The sequence below is a fragment of the Pseudomonas putida NBRC 14164 genome (genome assembly GCF_000412675.1).
In the GTDB taxonomy this organism is placed as follows: Bacteria; Pseudomonadota; Gammaproteobacteria; order Pseudomonadales; family Pseudomonadaceae; genus Aquipseudomonas; species Aquipseudomonas putida.
In genome coordinates, this window is the sequence record NC_021505.1 from 1,254,486 (window position 1) to 1,271,289 (window position 16,804).

9 protein-coding genes and 3 rRNA genes are annotated in these 16,804 nt (G+C 58.8%); 8 read left to right on the top strand and 4 right to left on the bottom strand.

Annotated elements, in window-relative coordinates:
• Window positions 1-5: 5 nt before the first annotated feature.
• Window positions 6-875 carry an efflux RND transporter periplasmic adaptor subunit gene (locus PP4_RS05550; RefSeq protein WP_016498268.1) on the top strand — a complete coding sequence of 290 codons (870 nt, stop codon included), beginning with the start codon at window positions 6-8 and terminating at the stop codon, window positions 873-875.
• Window positions 876-1,019: 144 nt separating this feature from the next.
• Here the strand turns inward: PP4_RS05550 and PP4_RS05555 are convergent, their stop codons facing one another.
• Window positions 1,020-1,778 carry an SDR family NAD(P)-dependent oxidoreductase gene (locus tag PP4_RS05555; protein ID WP_016498269.1) on the bottom strand — a complete coding sequence of 253 codons (759 nt, stop codon included), beginning with the start codon at window positions 1,776-1,778 and terminating at the stop codon, window positions 1,020-1,022.
• Window positions 1,779-1,888: 110 nt separating this feature from the next.
• Between PP4_RS05555 and PP4_RS05560 the strand changes: the two genes are divergently transcribed.
• Window positions 1,889-2,806, top strand: coding sequence for a LysR family transcriptional regulator (locus PP4_RS05560; RefSeq protein ID WP_016498270.1), 918 nt, complete (start codon window positions 1,889-1,891; stop codon window positions 2,804-2,806).
• Between the two features lie 160 nt (window positions 2,807-2,966).
• Complete coding sequence (locus PP4_RS05565) at window positions 2,967-3,290, top strand: DUF2025 family protein (RefSeq protein ID WP_016498271.1); 324 nt, start codon at window positions 2,967-2,969, stop codon at window positions 3,288-3,290.
• Window positions 3,291-3,377: 87 nt separating this feature from the next.
• On the opposite strand, the gene PP4_RS05570 is transcribed toward PP4_RS05565, so the two are convergent.
• Both PP4_RS05570 and PP4_RS05575 read right to left on the bottom strand, forming a co-directional pair.
• Entirely contained in the window at window positions 3,378-5,963 is a 2,586-nt protein-coding gene (locus PP4_RS05570) for a bifunctional diguanylate cyclase/phosphodiesterase (RefSeq protein ID WP_016498272.1), read from the bottom strand.
• A gap of 50 nt (window positions 5,964-6,013) precedes the next feature.
• The gene (locus tag PP4_RS05575) at window positions 6,014-7,087 is read right to left on the bottom strand and encodes a diguanylate cyclase (protein WP_041167606.1); all 1,074 of its coding nucleotides are present in this window, start codon (window positions 7,085-7,087) and stop codon (window positions 6,014-6,016) included.
• Window positions 7,088-7,217: 130 nt separating this feature from the next.
• On the opposite strand from PP4_RS05575, the gene PP4_RS05580 reads away from it, so the two are divergent.
• A complete protein-coding gene (locus tag PP4_RS05580) occupies window positions 7,218-8,309 on the top strand; it encodes an MBL fold metallo-hydrolase (protein ID WP_041167608.1) in 1,092 nt (363 codons plus the stop codon).
• A 3-nt stretch (window positions 8,310-8,312) separates the two neighbouring features.
• On the opposite strand, the gene PP4_RS05585 is transcribed toward PP4_RS05580, so the two are convergent.
• On the bottom strand, window positions 8,313-9,209 hold the full coding sequence (locus PP4_RS05585; protein ID WP_016498275.1) for a formate/nitrite transporter family protein: 897 nt from the start codon (window positions 9,207-9,209) through the stop codon (window positions 8,313-8,315).
• Between the two features lie 457 nt (window positions 9,210-9,666).
• On the opposite strand from PP4_RS05585, the gene PP4_RS05590 reads away from it, so the two are divergent.
• From PP4_RS05590 to PP4_RS05605, 4 genes are all read left to right on the top strand, one after another.
• Window positions 9,667-11,203, top strand: a 16S ribosomal RNA gene (locus PP4_RS05590).
• Between the two features lie 317 nt (window positions 11,204-11,520).
• Window positions 11,521-14,412 (top strand): 23S ribosomal RNA (locus tag PP4_RS05595).
• A gap of 140 nt (window positions 14,413-14,552) precedes the next feature.
• A 5S ribosomal RNA gene (gene rrf, locus PP4_RS05600) occupies window positions 14,553-14,668 on the top strand.
• The 16S, 23S and 5S rRNA genes sit together here, the layout of an rRNA operon.
• Before the next feature lie 445 nt (window positions 14,669-15,113).
• Window positions 15,114-16,757: an acetolactate synthase large subunit gene (locus tag PP4_RS05605; protein WP_016498276.1), complete on the top strand. Its 1,644-nt coding sequence runs from the start codon at window positions 15,114-15,116 to the stop codon at window positions 16,755-16,757.
• Window positions 16,758-16,804: the final 47 nt, after the last annotated feature.

Consider the following 16,804-nt stretch of genomic DNA (forward strand, 5'->3'; position numbering starts at 1 on the left):
TTTCGATGCGTGCGGCCGTACGTACCCTGGTGACGCTGTGTGTGGTGGCTCTGGCCGTGTGGGCCGGCTACCAGCTGTGGCAGTACTACATGCTTACGCCCTGGACCCGCGACGCCCGTGTGCGCGCCGATGTGGTGGTGATCGCCCCTGACGTGTCCGGTTGGGTACGTGAGCTCAAGGCCCGTGATAACCAGCAGGTCAAGGCTGGCGACCTGTTGATGAGCATCGACCGTGAGCGCTTCCAGGCGGCCTTCGACCAGGCCAGTGCGGTGACCGAGACCCGCGCGCAGCAACTGCGCTTGCGCGAGCGCGAGGCAGCCCGGCGTACCGCCCTGGGGCCAGAAGCGATCAGTGCCGAACTGCGTGAAAATGCCCAGATCAATGCCGCCATTGCGCGTGGCGAACTGCATGAGGCCGAAGCGCAGTTGCAGGTTGCCAAGATCAACCTGGCGCGCAGTGAAGTGCGGGCGCCACGCAGCGGGCATATCACCAACCTGCGTCTGGCCGAGGGTAACTATGTGAACACCGGGCAATCGGTAATGGCCCTGGTGGATGATTCAACCTTCTATATCCAGGCCTACTTCGAGGAAACCAAGCTGCCGCGTATTCGCGTGGGGGACACGGTGAAAGTCTGGCTGATGGGTGCGGGCGAGCCGATGCAGGGGCATGTGGAGAGCATCAGCCGCGGCATCACCGACCGCAACAGCAACCCGGACAGCCAGTTGCTGCCGGAGGTGGAGCCAACCTTCAACTGGGTTCGGCTGGCCCAACGCATACCCGTAAGGATTCGCCTGGACCAGGTACCAGAAGGGGTGACCCTGAGTGCAGGCATGACCGCGAGCGTGCAGGTGCATGAGGACCGGGGCGAGCAGTGATGGTGCTCCTTGTTAACTTGTAGGAGCAGCCTTGTGCTGCGAAGAGGCCAGTACAGGCAATGTAGTTGTGTTGGTCATGCCGGCCTCTTCGCAGCGCAAGGCTGCTCCTACACGTACGGCGCATCGCCTGGCGTGCCGTGAGCCTCAGAGGAACATGCCGCCCGACACTTCCAGCCGTTGCCCGGTAATCCAGCCATTGCCGTCTTCAAGCAACAGCGCAATCGCTGCGCCGATATCATCCGGCAAGCCCACGCGGCCCAGCGCCGTATTGCCGGCAATGTACTCATTCACCTGCTGGTTATCCCGCACCACGCCGCCACCAAAATCGGTCTCGATCGCCCCTGGCGCCAGGATGTTCACCCGGATGCCACGCGCGCCCAGTTCCTTGGCCTGGTAGCGGGTCAGCACCTCCATGGCGCCCTTCATCGCGGCATAGGCGGCATACCCCGGCAGTGCAAAGCGCGCCAGACCGGTGGAGATGTTGATGATGCGGCCATTGTCGACCAACAACGGCAGCAGGCGCTGGGTGAGGAAAAACGGACCTTTCAGCTGAATGTTCAGCAACTGGTCGAACTGCGCCTCGCTGGTTTCGACGTACGGCACGTTCAGCCCGATCCCGGCATTGTTCACCAGAAAGTCAAAACGCTCGCGGCCAAAGTGCTGCTGCAGGGTGGTGCCCAGGCGCTCGGCAAAGCTGGCAAAACTGCTGCTGTCGCCGACGTCCAGTTGCAGCATGGCCGCCTTGGCCCCGGCCTGTTCCAGTCGGGCAACTACGGCTTGTGCTTCGTCGGCTTTGCTGTGGTAGGTGCCGATGACATCGATACCGCTTGCGGCAAGGTGTTCGGCAGCATTGCGGCCAAGGCCGCGGCTGGCGCCAGTGATCAGGGCAATTTTGCGGGTCATGGTGGAAACCTCCAGGTGGGTGGTGAGCGCAGGTTATTGGTCGGCGCGACGCTGTTAAATCCTGCAAAAATGGAAATACTGTTCGCCAAAACCGGATAATCGAGGCCCGTATGAACAAGCTTGAGTTGTTGCGCACCTTCGTGCGGGTATGTGAGGTCCGCAGTTTCACTTTGGCTGCCGAGAGCCTGAGGCTGCCACGCTCGACTGTGTCAGAGCAGGTGAGGGCGCTGGAAAAGTTGTTGGGCACTCAGTTGTTCAACCGTACTACCCGCCGGGTACAGGCGACCCAGGATGGCGCCTTGCTGTACGAGCGCAGCAAAGACCTGCTGTCTGGCATGGACGAGATCGAGAGCCTGTTCAGCGCCGACGATGCCGAGCTGGCCGGGCGCTTGCGCATCGACCTGCCGACCATGATGGCCCGGCGGGTCATCATCCCGGCGTTGCCGCAGTTTGTGCAGCGGTTTCCGCGGCTGGAGGTGGAGCTCAGTTGTACTGACCGCCAGGTGGATCTGCTGCGCGAAGGGTTCGACTGCGTGATGCGCATAGGTGCCCTGCATGACCTGGATGTTGTGGCACGGCCGGTCGGGCAACTGAGCATGCGCAACTGTGCCAGCCCCGCGTACCTGGCCCGCTACGGGGTACCGCAGACGCCGCAGGAACTGGCCGGGCACCAGCTGGTGCATTACGTGCGCAACCTGGGTGCACGCAGCGCCGGGTTCGAGTACCTGCAAGGGGATGAGCTGCGCTATCAGGCCATGGCGGGTGTGGTCACGGTCAACAACGCCGAGGCGTACTCGGCGGCTTGCCTGGCCGGTCTGGGGCTGATTCAGGTGCCGGCGGTGGGGGTTGCCGAGCACCTGCAGCGGGGCGAGCTGGTTTCACTGCTGGAAGACTGGCAGGCCCCGGCCATGCCGGTGTCGCTGTTGTATGCCCGGCAACGGCACGTTCCGCGCCGGGTTCAGGCGTTCATGCAGTGGCTGGCGGCAGTGCTGGCGTCGCAGGTCGACCCAGCGCCAAGTGAACGCTGAACAGGGTGCCGGACGCAGGTGCAGACGTGCGGGGCAAGCACGAAAAACCTTGGCGAACGGCCTGGCAATTGCGCTAGGCTCCAGTTTGCGAGTTGCCCGGTAGAGGCGACCGATCCCCGCCAGGCGTGCGTATCTTCCGATTTCATTGCGAGGTTACGTCATGGCCATTACTTCCCAGGACATCTGCAATGCCGCCGACCAGCTCAAGGGCTTTGTCGGTTTTCATGGCAAGCGCGGTGTTCATATCGTGCGTTTTTCCGAGGACTCGTTCGGCATGGATGTGGCCGACGACAGCATTACCCCCTGCAGCGAGTTTGTCTGGCGTGCCGAGCAAGGGCAGCGCATGGCGCTATGCCGTGAGCGGCTGGCGCTGCTGCTGGAGCAGCATGTGGATGACCGCTTGAATATTGCTGAGCCACTGCGCGCCTACCTGCGCCGCCGGGATCTGCCAGAGATCGTGGCCGAACGCAGCATGCAGCAATAAACCCGGCCCTTGTAGGAACAGCCTTGTGCTGCGAAGAGGCCGGTACAAGCTGCACTTCTCCGGCCTCTTCGCAGCACAAGGCTGCTCCTACAAGGGCTGTGCAGTGCTTTGAGAGGGTTGCTGCAGCAGCGCTGCCAGCCCGGCACTGTCCAGCGGCCGGCTCAGGTAAAAGCCCTGCACTTCGTGGCAGTGGTCCTTTTCCAGCGCGCTCAGTTGCTGTTCGCTCTCTACTCCCTCGGCAGTTACCGTCAACCCCATCGCCTCACCCAGGTTGATGATGGCCTGTACCACGGCGCGGTCGCTGCCGCCGTTGCTGTTCAGGCCACTGATGAAGCGCTTGTCGATCTTGATGCTGTCGAACGGGTAGGTACGCAGGTAGCCCAGCGATGAGTAGCCGGTGCCGAAGTCGTCCATGTTCAGGCGTACGCCCAGTTCCTTGAGTGACAGCATGGTGCCCAGCGCGCCCTCGATGTCGTTGAGCATCACGTTTTCGGTAATTTCCAGCTCCAGGCGCTGGGCCGGGAAGCTGGTGTCCAGCAGGATCTCGCGCACGTCGGCGACCACATCGCTACGCAGGAACTGCGCAGGCGACAGGTTCACCGAAACCAGAATGTCGGCGGGCCAGTCGTGGGCAGTGCGGCAAGCTTCGCGCAGCACCCAGCGGCCCAGCGCGACGATGATGTCGCTCTGCTCGGCCAGCGGGATGAAGGTATCCGGCCCCAGCAACCCTTCCTGCGGGTGCTGCCAGCGCAGCAAGGCTTCGACCGCGACGATGCGCAGGTCGCTGAGGCGGTAGCGTGGCTGGTAATGCAGCTCGAATTCCTGGTTGCGCAGGGCCCGGCGCAAGTCGTTTTCCAACTGGCGGCGGTACTGGATCTGCTGGTTCATTTCGGCGGCAAAGTAGCGCCAGGTATTCTTGCCATCGGCCTTGGCCTGGTACAGGGCGATGTCGGCGCAGCGGATCAGTTCGCCGGCATCGAAACCCTGGGTGCGGGTCTGAGCGACGCCGATACTGACCCCGACGTGCAGCGGTTGGCTGTCATAGCTGATGGGTTGCTGCAGCAGGCTAATCAGGCGTGCGCAGAAACGGTCGACTTCGCTGCGGTTGTCCATGCCGCTGAGGACCACAATGAACTCGTCGCCGCCCAGGCGTGCGACCAGGTCGCCATCGCGGGTAGTGTCGCGCAGGCGCGTCGCCACTTCCTGCAGCACCGCATCCCCGGCGCCATGGCCGAGGGAGTCGTTGATCGGTTTGAAGTTGTCCAGATCCAGCAGTAGCAGGGTCAATGGCGGCGAGTCACTGCCGCGCAGCAAAGCCTGCTCCAGGTGCCTGGCGAGCTTGTTGCGGTTGGCCAGCCCGGTAAGGGGGTCGTGCAACGACAGGTGTTGGATGCGTGCGTGGGCGTCGACTTCGTCGGTGATGTCGCTGGCGGTGCCACGAAAACCGATGGGTGTGTCGTCATACCAGATGGCGCGGGCCGAAATCCTGCAGTAGCGGTTTTGGCCATTCTGGTCGCGGTAAGTACAGCGCAGGTTGGCCAACTGTTGCGGGTCTGCGTTGGCGAGGGCGTCCAGCCAAGGTGAGAGCGGCGTGGTATCGCAGGCCAGCAACTGGTTGAGCGGGTGACCCAGCCAGTCGTCCACCGGGTAGCCGGTGACATTGGCGAAGCGCTGCGACAGGTACGTCAGGCGTTGTTGCCGGTCGGTTTCCCAGATCCAGTCGGATGCCGACTCGGCCACCGCGCGAAACCGCTGCTCGCTGGCCTCCAGGGCCTGGTTGCTCTGCTGCAAGTGTGAAAGCGTCAGGCCGATTGCCCGCGAGCTGCGCAAGGTGAGGCGGAACAGGTAGAGCATGATCAGGCCAAGTATCAGCAGCGCGCCCAGCAGGGCTGGCATTACCGCCCACAGCAATTGGTGACCAGGCAGCGGGCTGCTCCAGGACAGGTGATAGCCGGTGTCACCCAGGTCGATACGCAGGTGGTCATGCTGCTGCATGTCTTCCTTTTCAACGTGCATGCCGGCCAGGCCGGCACCCTTGCCCAGCTGCGCCAGTTTTGCTTCGGTAAGCTGGTCGACGAACAGCATCACTGGCGCCTGGCTTACCTCGCTGTCGGTGACGTCGCGGTCCGGGCGTACGGCTGCGGCACTGAGTATGGCCGGCCAGCCATTGAACAGCACGAAACGGGTGATCTGCTCGCGGGGAATGGCCGCCGCACGGGCCAGGTCGATGATCGGCTGCAGCGGCGCATCTATATAGGTGTTGGCGCCTGCCTGGCTGGGTTGTCCTTTGAACAAGGCATAGGTGGTGCGGTCGTTTTCCACCACGAACACCCCTTCGTAGCCGCTGGCGCTGTACAGCGACTCGCCTATGTTCTTTTCCTCGTAGGCCCACTTCCAGTCGGCATTCCCCGCCAGGTGCTCGAAGGCCGCATCCCATACGGCATAGCTGGACAGAAACTGGCGTGAGGCCAGCAGCCGTTGCTCCAGCGCCTGGGTCGCATGAAAGGCGCTACGCTGGCGCTCCTGTTGGTCAAGCGTGGTCGCGATATTGAACAGCGCTCCGAGGGTGACCAGGCAGGCCAGCCCGAAAACAGCGCTGAAACCGGCAATCAGGTGGCGTACCTGAAAACGCGGCGTGGGGCTTGCGGGTGGAAGGTTGGCGGTCCTGGCCATGCGCGAGCGGCTCCTTCAAGCAGCCCCCACCGGGCAATCAGGCAGGAGGTTCAATCAGGATAGGCCAGCCTGAGCGTCGCAGCCTCGCCGCGGGCAAAATTGACTTGGTCACGGCCTGCGTGCTTGGCGGTGTAAAGCGCCTTGTCCGCCTGTTCCAGCCAGTGTTCCGGGGACTCGAGGCCAGCCTCGAATGCTGACAGGCCGATGCTGAGGCTGATACGCAGGTGCGGCAACTGCGGGTTACGGTAGTTGGCGACCCGTTCGCGCAGGCGCTCCATGGCGAGGCAGGCCTGAGCTTCGCTGGTGTCCGGCAGGATGACGCAGAACTCGTCGCCGCCGTAGCGCCCGGCCTGGTCGCCATCGCGCAGGTTGCGCCGTAGCTCGGCACTGAGCTGACGCAGTACACAATCTCCGACCACATGGCCGAAGGTGTCGTTGATGGTCTTGAAATGGTCGATGTCGATCAGGGCAATGACAGCGCCTCCCTGTTGTTGTTTACAGGCGTGGAACTTCAGCAGCAGCAGGTCTTTCCAGGCGCCATGGTTGAGCAGCCCGGTCAGGCTGTCTGTGAGGGTCAGGGCGCTCAGCCTGCGCTTGTGGTCGGCCAGCTTGATCGCCAGTTGATAGCACACCCAGCCCAGGGCCAGCGGGTACAGCGTCAGCATCGGCAGGCAGGCATAAACCTGCAGGGGCGTGGCGTTCAGCTGCAGGCCGGGGCCGAGCGCCAGGACGGCGACAAGCATGCCGGCCAGCTGGGCCAGCGCCCCGCGCACGAGCATCCGCTTGCCGCCGGCAGCGACGTTATTCATGGTCATCATCGACAGCACGGTCACACTGGGCAACGGGTTGAACTGCATGGCGGCGGCCCAGAACCCGCCCATCAGCGAATCGAGCAGCAAGTTGCGCTGTTCTGCCTGATAAGGGGTTGTGGAGCGGCTAGCCCAGAAGTAGGCCACGTGCGGCCACAACAGCCCGTTGAACAGCACCAGCACCCATACCCAGGCAGGCGGCGTCAGCGTAGCCATGCCGGCCATGACGCTGAACAGGCCGATACCCAGGCCGATAACGCGTGGCAGGTAGATGCGCTTGACGAATGTAAGGCCTTTGCCGCTTCGGTTGTCCATCATGCTCATTGTTCTTCTGCCGGGGTGCCGTTTATCGCATAACTCACGTGAATATTGTTGAACACAGTTTCATCGGCGAAAAATGGCCTTACAAGCCAATTCACGGTTGATGCGATCACTGTGGGGTAACATGAAGGCTTTCCTGTTGCTTGGAGTGCTGCTGATGGTCCCTTTGGCCAACCACGCTGGCGAGCCGGCACCCCAGCAGGATGGGCGTTTCCATAACCAGGCGGTGCGGCCGCAGGATGGCGTGCTTAAAAAGCTGCGCATCGGGCTCAAGTACCTGTTCCTGCGCAAGCCGCCGCAAACCCGGCCAGCCACGCCAATCAGCCTCCAGCCCATGACCCGCCAGCAGGTGCTCGATGCCCCGGACCACAGCTTATGGCGCTTGGGGCATTCCACGGTATTGCTGAAATTGCGCGGGCGCTTCTTCATCACCGACCCTGTGTTCGCCGAGCGCGCCTCGCCCGTGCAGTGGGCGGGCCCCTTGCGCTTCCATGCGCCGCCGCTGGCATTGGACCAGTTGCCACCGCTGGCTGCGGTAGTGCTGTCGCACGATCACTTCGACCACCTCGACGAGCAGGCGATTCGCCAGCTGGCGCCGCACACCGGGGTGTTTCTGGCGCCACTGGGTGTGGGCGACCTGCTGATGCGCTGGGGCGTGGCCCCTGCGAAAGTGCGGCAGCTGGATTGGTGGCAGGAAAGCGTGGTGGAAGGTGTGCGCTTCGTCGCTACCCCGGCACAGCACTTTTCCGGGCGCGGGCTGCTGGATAGCAATAGGACGTTGTGGGCGTCCTGGGTGATTGTCGATGAGGATGTGCGGGTGTTCTTCAGTGGCGATACCGGGTACTTCGACGGTTTCAAACAGATAGGTGAACGTTTCGGGCCGTTCGACCTGACCATGATCGAAACTGGCGCCTACAATGTCGCCTGGCCCGATGTGCACATGCAGCCGGAGCAGAGCTTGCAGGCCCACCTGGATTTGCGCGGGCGCTGGATGCTGCCGATTCACAATGGCACTTTCGACCTGTCTATCCACGGCTGGCAGGAGCCCTTCGAACGCATACTGACGCTGGCCAATCAGGCTCAGGTGCGCTTGAGTACGCCGCAGATGGGCGAGCGGGTCAGCCTTGGCTCACCGCATGCCGGGCAAAACTGGTGGCAGCCGCGGCCTGTGCGCCAGCGGGGCCAGGCGAACGAGCGCACAATGGCGGCACGCTGAGCTTCAATGTTTGTCGTCCCTGCTGCGCGAAGGCCGGTCCTGGTCGTCTTTCAATAGTTGCGAGGGCGGCTTGCCGCTGTCACTGCGTACCTGAGCATGGCTGATCAGGCCGAAGATAAAGCTGCCGCCAATGATATTGCCCGCCAGGGTCGGCAAGGCGAATTCCAGCCAGAAGCTGCGCCAGGTCTCATCGCCGGCCCAGACCAGATAAGACACCTCGACCGAGCCCACTACTATATGAGTGAAGTCGCCAAGGGCCATCAGGTAGGTGATCATCAGGATGATCCAGATCTTGGCGTGCTCCATGGACGGGATCATCCAGACCATGGTGGCGATCATCCAGCCCGAGACGATGCCCTTGGCGAACATCTGGCTGACGTCGTTCTTCATGACCTTGCGGCCAATCTCCAAAAAGGCCACATCCGTCTTGCTGTCGAAGATCGGCAGCTCCAGCATGACCCAGGCCACCAGTAGGGTGCCGGCCAGGTTGCCGAGCAGTACCACGCCCCACAGGCGCAACAGGCGCCCGAAGTTGGCCAGGGTAGGGGAGGTCATGACGGGCAGCACGGCGGTGAGGGTGTTTTCGGTAAACAGTTGCTGGCGTGCCAGGATAACGGCAAGAAAGCCTGCGCTGTAGCCGATGCTGGCAACCACCTGGGCACTGTCGCCGTCCGGCAGGCGGGCGTAGAACAGCCCCATGGCCATCAGCGATAGGCCCATGGACAAGCCGGCGGCCAGTGCCGACCACCACAGCGCGGCGAGCGTACGCTCCAGCTCCTGGTCGCCCTGATAGCGAATGATTTCGTGCAGCACTGCCGCCCGCGGCGGCTGGTTGTGGCTGACCTCCTGCTCTTCATCTGCAGACAGGCCCGGGGTTTTCTCGCTTTGCCCATCGCTCATGGCCGCTACGCTCCGTGGGGGTGTTTCATTACAGATCCGCTGCGCTTTCATTAGTTGCCAGGAGGCTGCGAAACACCTTGGGAAAGTTTTTTAGATCAAGGTGTTGACTCTAATTTCAAAGCGCGTATTATTCGCCACCTCGCAGCGACAAACGCTTCGGGGCAAGCGGTAAGTGTTTGAAGTGGTTAGCTTTCGAAAGGAAGCGGTTGTAAAAGACTTCAAAATAAACGCTTGACAGCAAATGAGGAAAGCGTAGAATGCGCGCCTCGGTTGAGACGAAAAGCTCTTAACCAAACGCTCTTTAACAAATTGAGTCAAGCAATTCGTGTGGGTGCTTGTGAGTATGGACTGATAGTCAAAAAGATTATCAGCATCACAAGTGACCATGCGAGAAATCACATAGTCATTTGAGATTGCTGAGCCAAGTTTAGGGTTTCTTAAAAACCCAAGCAGTATTGAACTGAAGAGTTTGATCATGGCTCAGATTGAACGCTGGCGGCAGGCCTAACACATGCAAGTCGAGCGGATGAGAAGAGCTTGCTCTTCGATTCAGCGGCGGACGGGTGAGTAATGCCTAGGAATCTGCCTGGTAGTGGGGGACAACGTTTCGAAAGGAACGCTAATACCGCATACGTCCTACGGGAGAAAGCAGGGGACCTTCGGGCCTTGCGCTATCAGATGAGCCTAGGTCGGATTAGCTAGTTGGTGAGGTAATGGCTCACCAAGGCGACGATCCGTAACTGGTCTGAGAGGATGATCAGTCACACTGGAACTGAGACACGGTCCAGACTCCTACGGGAGGCAGCAGTGGGGAATATTGGACAATGGGCGAAAGCCTGATCCAGCCATGCCGCGTGTGTGAAGAAGGTCTTCGGATTGTAAAGCACTTTAAGTTGGGAGGAAGGGCATTAACCTAATACGTTAGTGTTTTGACGTTACCGACAGAATAAGCACCGGCTAACTCTGTGCCAGCAGCCGCGGTAATACAGAGGGTGCAAGCGTTAATCGGAATTACTGGGCGTAAAGCGCGCGTAGGTGGTTTGTTAAGTTGGATGTGAAAGCCCCGGGCTCAACCTGGGAACTGCATCCAAAACTGGCAAGCTAGAGTACGGTAGAGGGTGGTGGAATTTCCTGTGTAGCGGTGAAATGCGTAGATATAGGAAGGAACACCAGTGGCGAAGGCGACCACCTGGACTGATACTGACACTGAGGTGCGAAAGCGTGGGGAGCAAACAGGATTAGATACCCTGGTAGTCCACGCCGTAAACGATGTCAACTAGCCGTTGGAATCCTTGAGATTTTAGTGGCGCAGCTAACGCATTAAGTTGACCGCCTGGGGAGTACGGCCGCAAGGTTAAAACTCAAATGAATTGACGGGGGCCCGCACAAGCGGTGGAGCATGTGGTTTAATTCGAAGCAACGCGAAGAACCTTACCAGGCCTTGACATGCAGAGAACTTTCCAGAGATGGATTGGTGCCTTCGGGAACTCTGACACAGGTGCTGCATGGCTGTCGTCAGCTCGTGTCGTGAGATGTTGGGTTAAGTCCCGTAACGAGCGCAACCCTTGTCCTTAGTTACCAGCACGTTATGGTGGGCACTCTAAGGAGACTGCCGGTGACAAACCGGAGGAAGGTGGGGATGACGTCAAGTCATCATGGCCCTTACGGCCTGGGCTACACACGTGCTACAATGGTCGGTACAGAGGGTTGCCAAGCCGCGAGGTGGAGCTAATCTCACAAAACCGATCGTAGTCCGGATCGCAGTCTGCAACTCGACTGCGTGAAGTCGGAATCGCTAGTAATCGCGAATCAGAATGTCGCGGTGAATACGTTCCCGGGCCTTGTACACACCGCCCGTCACACCATGGGAGTGGGTTGCACCAGAAGTAGCTAGTCTAACCTTCGGGAGGACGGTTACCACGGTGTGATTCATGACTGGGGTGAAGTCGTAACAAGGTAGCCGTAGGGGAACCTGCGGCTGGATCACCTCCTTAATCGACGACATCAGCCTGCTGATGAGCTCCCACACGAATTGCTTGATTCTTTGTAAAAGACGATCAAGGCCTTGTGCAGGCCTCGCGTTGTTCCTGATCAGAACTTGGAAATGAGCATTCGCTTCGAATGTTGATTTCTGGCTTTTGTCAGATCGTTCTTTAAAAATTCGGATATGTGATAGAAATAGACTGAACACCAGTTTCACTGCTGGTGGATCAGGCTAAGGTAAAATTTGTGAGTTCTGCTCGAAAGAGCAACGTGCGAATTTTCGGCGAATGTCGTCTTCACAGTATAACCAGATTGCTTGGGGTTATATGGTCAAGTGAAGAAGCGCATACGGTGGATGCCTTGGCAGTCAGAGGCGATGAAAGACGTGGTAGCCTGCGAAAAGCTTTGGGGAGTCGGCAAACAGACTGTGATCCAGAGATCTCTGAATGGGGGAACCCAGCCAGCACAAGCTGGTTATCTTGTACTGAATACATAGGTGCAAGAGGCGAACCAGGGGAACTGAAACATCTAAGTACCCTGAGGAAAAGAAATCAACCGAGATTCCCTTAGTAGTGGCGAGCGAACGGGGACCAGCCCTTAAGTTGGTTTGAGATTAGTGGAACGCTCTGGAAAGTGCGGCCATAGTGGGTGATAGCCCCGTACACGAAAATCTCTTATCAATGAAATCGAGTAGGACGGAGCACGAGAAACTTTGTCTGAATATGGGGGGACCATCCTCCAAGGCTAAATACTACTGACTGACCGATAGTGAACTAGTACCGTGAGGGAAAGGCGAAAAGAACCCCGGAGAGGGGAGTGAAATAGATCCTGAAACCGTATGCGTACAAGCAGTGGGAGCCTACTTGTTAGGTGACTGCGTACCTTTTGTATAATGGGTCAGCGACTTATATTCAGTGGCGAGCTTAACCGAATAGGGGAGGCGTAGCGAAAGCGAGTCTTAATAGGGCGTTTAGTCGCTGGGTATAGACCCGAAACCGGGCGATCTATCCATGGGCAGGTTGAAGGTTAGGTAACACTGACTGGAGGACCGAACCGACTACCGTTGAAAAGTTAGCGGATGACCTGTGGATCGGAGTGAAAGGCTAATCAAGCTCGGAGATAGCTGGTTCTCCTCGAAAGCTATTTAGGTAGCGCCTCATGTATCACTGTAGGGGGTAGAGCACTGTTTCGGCTAGGGGGTCATCCCGACTTACCAAACCGATGCAAACTCCGAATACCTACAAGTGCCGAGCATGGGAGACACACGGCGGGTGCTAACGTCCGTCGTGAAAAGGGAAACAACCCAGACCGTCAGCTAAGGTCCCAAAGTCATGGTTAAGTGGGAAACGATGTGGGAAGGCTTAGACAGCTAGGAGGTTGGCTTAGAAGCAGCCACCCTTTAAAGAAAGCGTAATAGCTCACTAGTCGAGTCGGCCTGCGCGGAAGATGTAACGGGGCTCAAACCATGCACCGAAGCTACGGGTATCACCTTTTGGTGATGCGGTAGAGGAGCGTTCTGTAAGCCTGTGAAGGTGAGTTGAGAAGCTTGCTGGAGGTATCAGAAGTGCGAATGCTGACATGAGTAACGACAATGCGAGTGAAAAACTCGCACGCCGAAAGACCAAGGTTTCCTGCGCAACGTTAATCGACGCAGGGTTAGTCGGTCCCTAAGGCGAGGCTGAAAAGCGTAGTCGATGGAAAACAGGTTAATATTCCTGTACTTCCAGTTATTGCGATGGAGGGACGGAGAAGGTTAGGCCAGCCTGGCGTTGGTTGTCCAGGTTTAAGGTGGTAGGCTGGAATCTTAGGCAAATCCGGGATTTCAAGGCCGAGAGCTGATGACGAGTTGCCATTAGGCGACGAAGTGGTTGATACCATGCTTCCAAGAAAAGCTCCTAAGCTTCAGATAACTGGGAACCGTACCCCAAACCGACACAGGTGGTTAGGTAGAGAATACCAAGGCGCTTGAGAGAACTCGGGTGAAGGAACTAGGCAAAATGGCACCGTAACTTCGGGAGAAGGTGCGCCGGCGAGGGTCAAGGACTTGCTCCGTAAGCCCATGCCGGTCGAAGATACCAGGCCGCTGCGACTGTTTATTAAAAACACAGCACTCTGCAAACACGAAAGTGGACGTATAGGGTGTGACGCCTGCCCGGTGCCGGAAGGTTAATTGATGGGGTTAGCGCAAGCGAAGCTCTTGATCGAAGCCCCGGTAAACGGCGGCCGTAACTATAACGGTCCTAAGGTAGCGAAATTCCTTGTCGGGTAAGTTCCGACCTGCACGAATGGCGTAACGATGGCGGCGCTGTCTCCACCCGAGACTCAGTGAAATTGAAATCGCTGTGAAGATGCAGTGTATCCGCGGCTAGACGGAAAGACCCCGTGAACCTTTACTATAGCTTTGCACTGGACTTTGAATTTGCTTGTGTAGGATAGGTGGGAGGCTTTGAAGTGGGGACGCCAGTTCTCATGGAGCCATCCTTGAAATACCACCCTGGCAACTTTGAGGTTCTAACTCAGGTCCGTTATCCGGATCGAGGACAGTGTATGGTGGGTAGTTTGACTGGGGCGGTCTCCTCCCAAAGAGTAACGGAGGAGTACGAAGGTGCGCTCAGACCGGTCGGAAATCGGTCGTAGAGTATAAAGGCAAAAGCGCGCTTGACTGCGAGACACACACGTCGAGCAGGTACGAAAGTAGGTCTTAGTGATCCGGTGGTTCTGTATGGAAGGGCCATCGCTCAACGGATAAAAGGTACTCCGGGGATAACAGGCTGATACCGCCCAAGAGTTCATATCGACGGCGGTGTTTGGCACCTCGATGTCGGCTCATCACATCCTGGGGCTGAAGCCGGTCCCAAGGGTATGGCTGTTCGCCATTTAAAGTGGTACGCGAGCTGGGTTTAGAACGTCGTGAGACAGTTCGGTCCCTATCTGCCGTGGACGTTTGAGATTTGAGAGGGGCTGCTCCTAGTACGAGAGGACCGGAGTGGACGAACCTCTGGTGTTCCGGTTGTCACGCCAGTGGCATTGCCGGGTAGCTATGTTCGGAAGAGATAACCGCTGAAAGCATCTAAGCGGGAAACTTGCCTCAAGATGAGATCTCACTGGGATCTTGTATCCCCTGAAGGGCCGTCGAAGACTACGACGTTGATAGGTTGGGTGTGTAAGCGCTGTGAGGCGTTGAGCTAACCAATACTAATTGCCCGTGAGGCTTGACCATATAACACCCAAGCAATTTGCGCGTAAGAAGCCAAATTGTGGTGGTGAAGATGATACGAACCGAAAGTTCGCAACAACCCACAAATATCGCATATCCGGATTCGCTGGGCTGTCCATCTGGACATTCTGGCTACAGATTTTCTTGACGACCATAGAGCATTGGAACCACCTGATCCCATCCCGAACTCAGTAGTGAAACGATGCATCGCCGATGGTAGTGTGGGGTTTCCCCATGTGAGAGTAGGTCATCGTCAAGATTCATTTCGCAAAACCCCTATCTGCGCATGCAGGTAGGGGTTTTGTCTTTGCGGCGCAAATATCTCCAGCCCTGCATGAAGCCCTGTAGGAGCAGCCTTGTGCTGCGAAGCGGCCATTGCAGCCGAAGATAATCTTTAGCCTTACCGGCCTCTTTGCAGCACAAGGCTGCTCCTACAGGGATCTGTGGTACGTCGCCCCTCCCACAATTCGAGCCAGAATACTAGAAGAGCGCGCTTTCAAAGCCTGAGCAAGACTGTTGCTTCTACAACGGCGCCAGCGCAGCACTGCGACAATATTGCAGCTACATTAACGTGACTTTCCCACGCCCACCCTACGTCAAGACTTTGATTCAGGGCATTCCTACCCCTGGACCGAGCGATGCCAGCGTACCGTGCTGCGCATTTCTGGACTTCCACCGTCCCATCACTTGAGGTAGCAAGCAAGATGGCCAAGGCCGCCGATGTCGTTGTGCAATGCCTGGAAAACGAAGGTGTCGAGTATGTATTCGGCATTCCCGGTGAAGAAAACCTCGACCTGCTCGAATCCCTGCGCAAGTCGAAGATCAAGCTGGTACTGACCCGTCACGAGCAGTCTGCAGGCTTCATGGCTGCCACCTACGGCCGTCTGACCGGCAAGACCGGCGTCAGCCTGTCGACCCTTGGCCCTGGCGCCACCAACCTGGTTACCGCCAGCGCCTACGCCTACCTGGGCGGCATGCCGATGATGATGATCACCGGGCAGAAGCCGATCAAGAAGTCCAAGCAGGGCCGCTTCCAGATCATTGACGTGTGCGGCATGATGGACCCCATCACCAAGTACACCCACCAGTTCGCCTCGGCCGACAACATCCCGTCGCGCATGCGCGAAGCCTTCCGCCTGGCTGAAGAAGAAAAGCCGGGTGCGGTACACCTGGAACTGCCGGAAGACATCGCCGCCGAGCAGACCGACGCACTGCCGATCCCGCGCAGCCTGCACCGCCGTCCGTTGGCCGAGCATGTGGCCATCCAGGCTGCCGTCGAAAAATTGCAGAATGCGCGCAACCCGATCCTGGTGATTGGTGCCGGTGCCAACCGCAAGATGACCGCCAAGGTCCTCAAGCAGCTGATCGACAAGACCGGCATTCCGTTCATCACCACCCAGATGGGTAAAGGTGTGGTCGACGAGCGCCACCCGCGCTTCCTCGGCAACGCAGCGCTGTCGTCGGGTGACTTCGTGCACCGCGCCGTCGAAGCCGCTGACCTGATCGTCAACATCGGCCACGACGTGATCGAGAAACCGCCGTTCTTCATGGTCCGTGGTGGTACCGAAGTCATCCACATCAACTTCCGCTCTGCCGAAGTCGATGCTGTTTACTTCCCGCAGGTCGAAGTGATCGGTGACATCGCCAACGCCGTGTGGCAGATCGGTGAAGCCCTGACTGAGACGTCGCACTGGGACTTCACCCGCCTGATGGCCATCCGTGAAGCCAACGAAGCACAGATCGCCGAAGGCGCTGATGACAACCGCTTCCCGGTCTACCCGCAGCGCCTGGTGGCCGACATCCGTCGCGTACTGCCGTCCGAAGGCATCGTTGCCCTGGACAACGGCATCTACAAGATCTGGTTCGCCCGCAACTACAAGGCGCACAAACCGAACACCGTGCTGCTGGACAACGCCTTGGCCACCATGGGCGCCGGCCTGCCATCGGCCATGGCGGCGCACCTGGTGCACCCGGACCGCCCGGTGATCTCGGTGTGCGGCGACGGCGGCTTCATGATGAACAGCCAGGAGCTGGAAACGGCTGTACGCCTTGGCATGCACATCACCGTGGTGATCCTGCGTGACGATGGCTACGGAATGATCCGCTGGAAGCAGGCCAATATGGGCTTCACCGATTTCGGCCTGGACTACGGCAACCCGGACTTCGTCAAATACGCCGAAGCCTACGGTGCCAACGGCCACCGCGTGGAAAGCGCCGAAGGCCTGCTGCCACTGCTGGAACACTGCATCAAGACCCCAGGCGTGCACGTGATCGACTGCCCCGTCGATTACAGCGAGAACGATCGCATCCTCAACAGCGAGCTGCGTGAGCGCGCCCTGGCGGTGTAACCACCGACGACCGTATAGCTGACAAGCCGGCCCCTTCAGGTATCTCA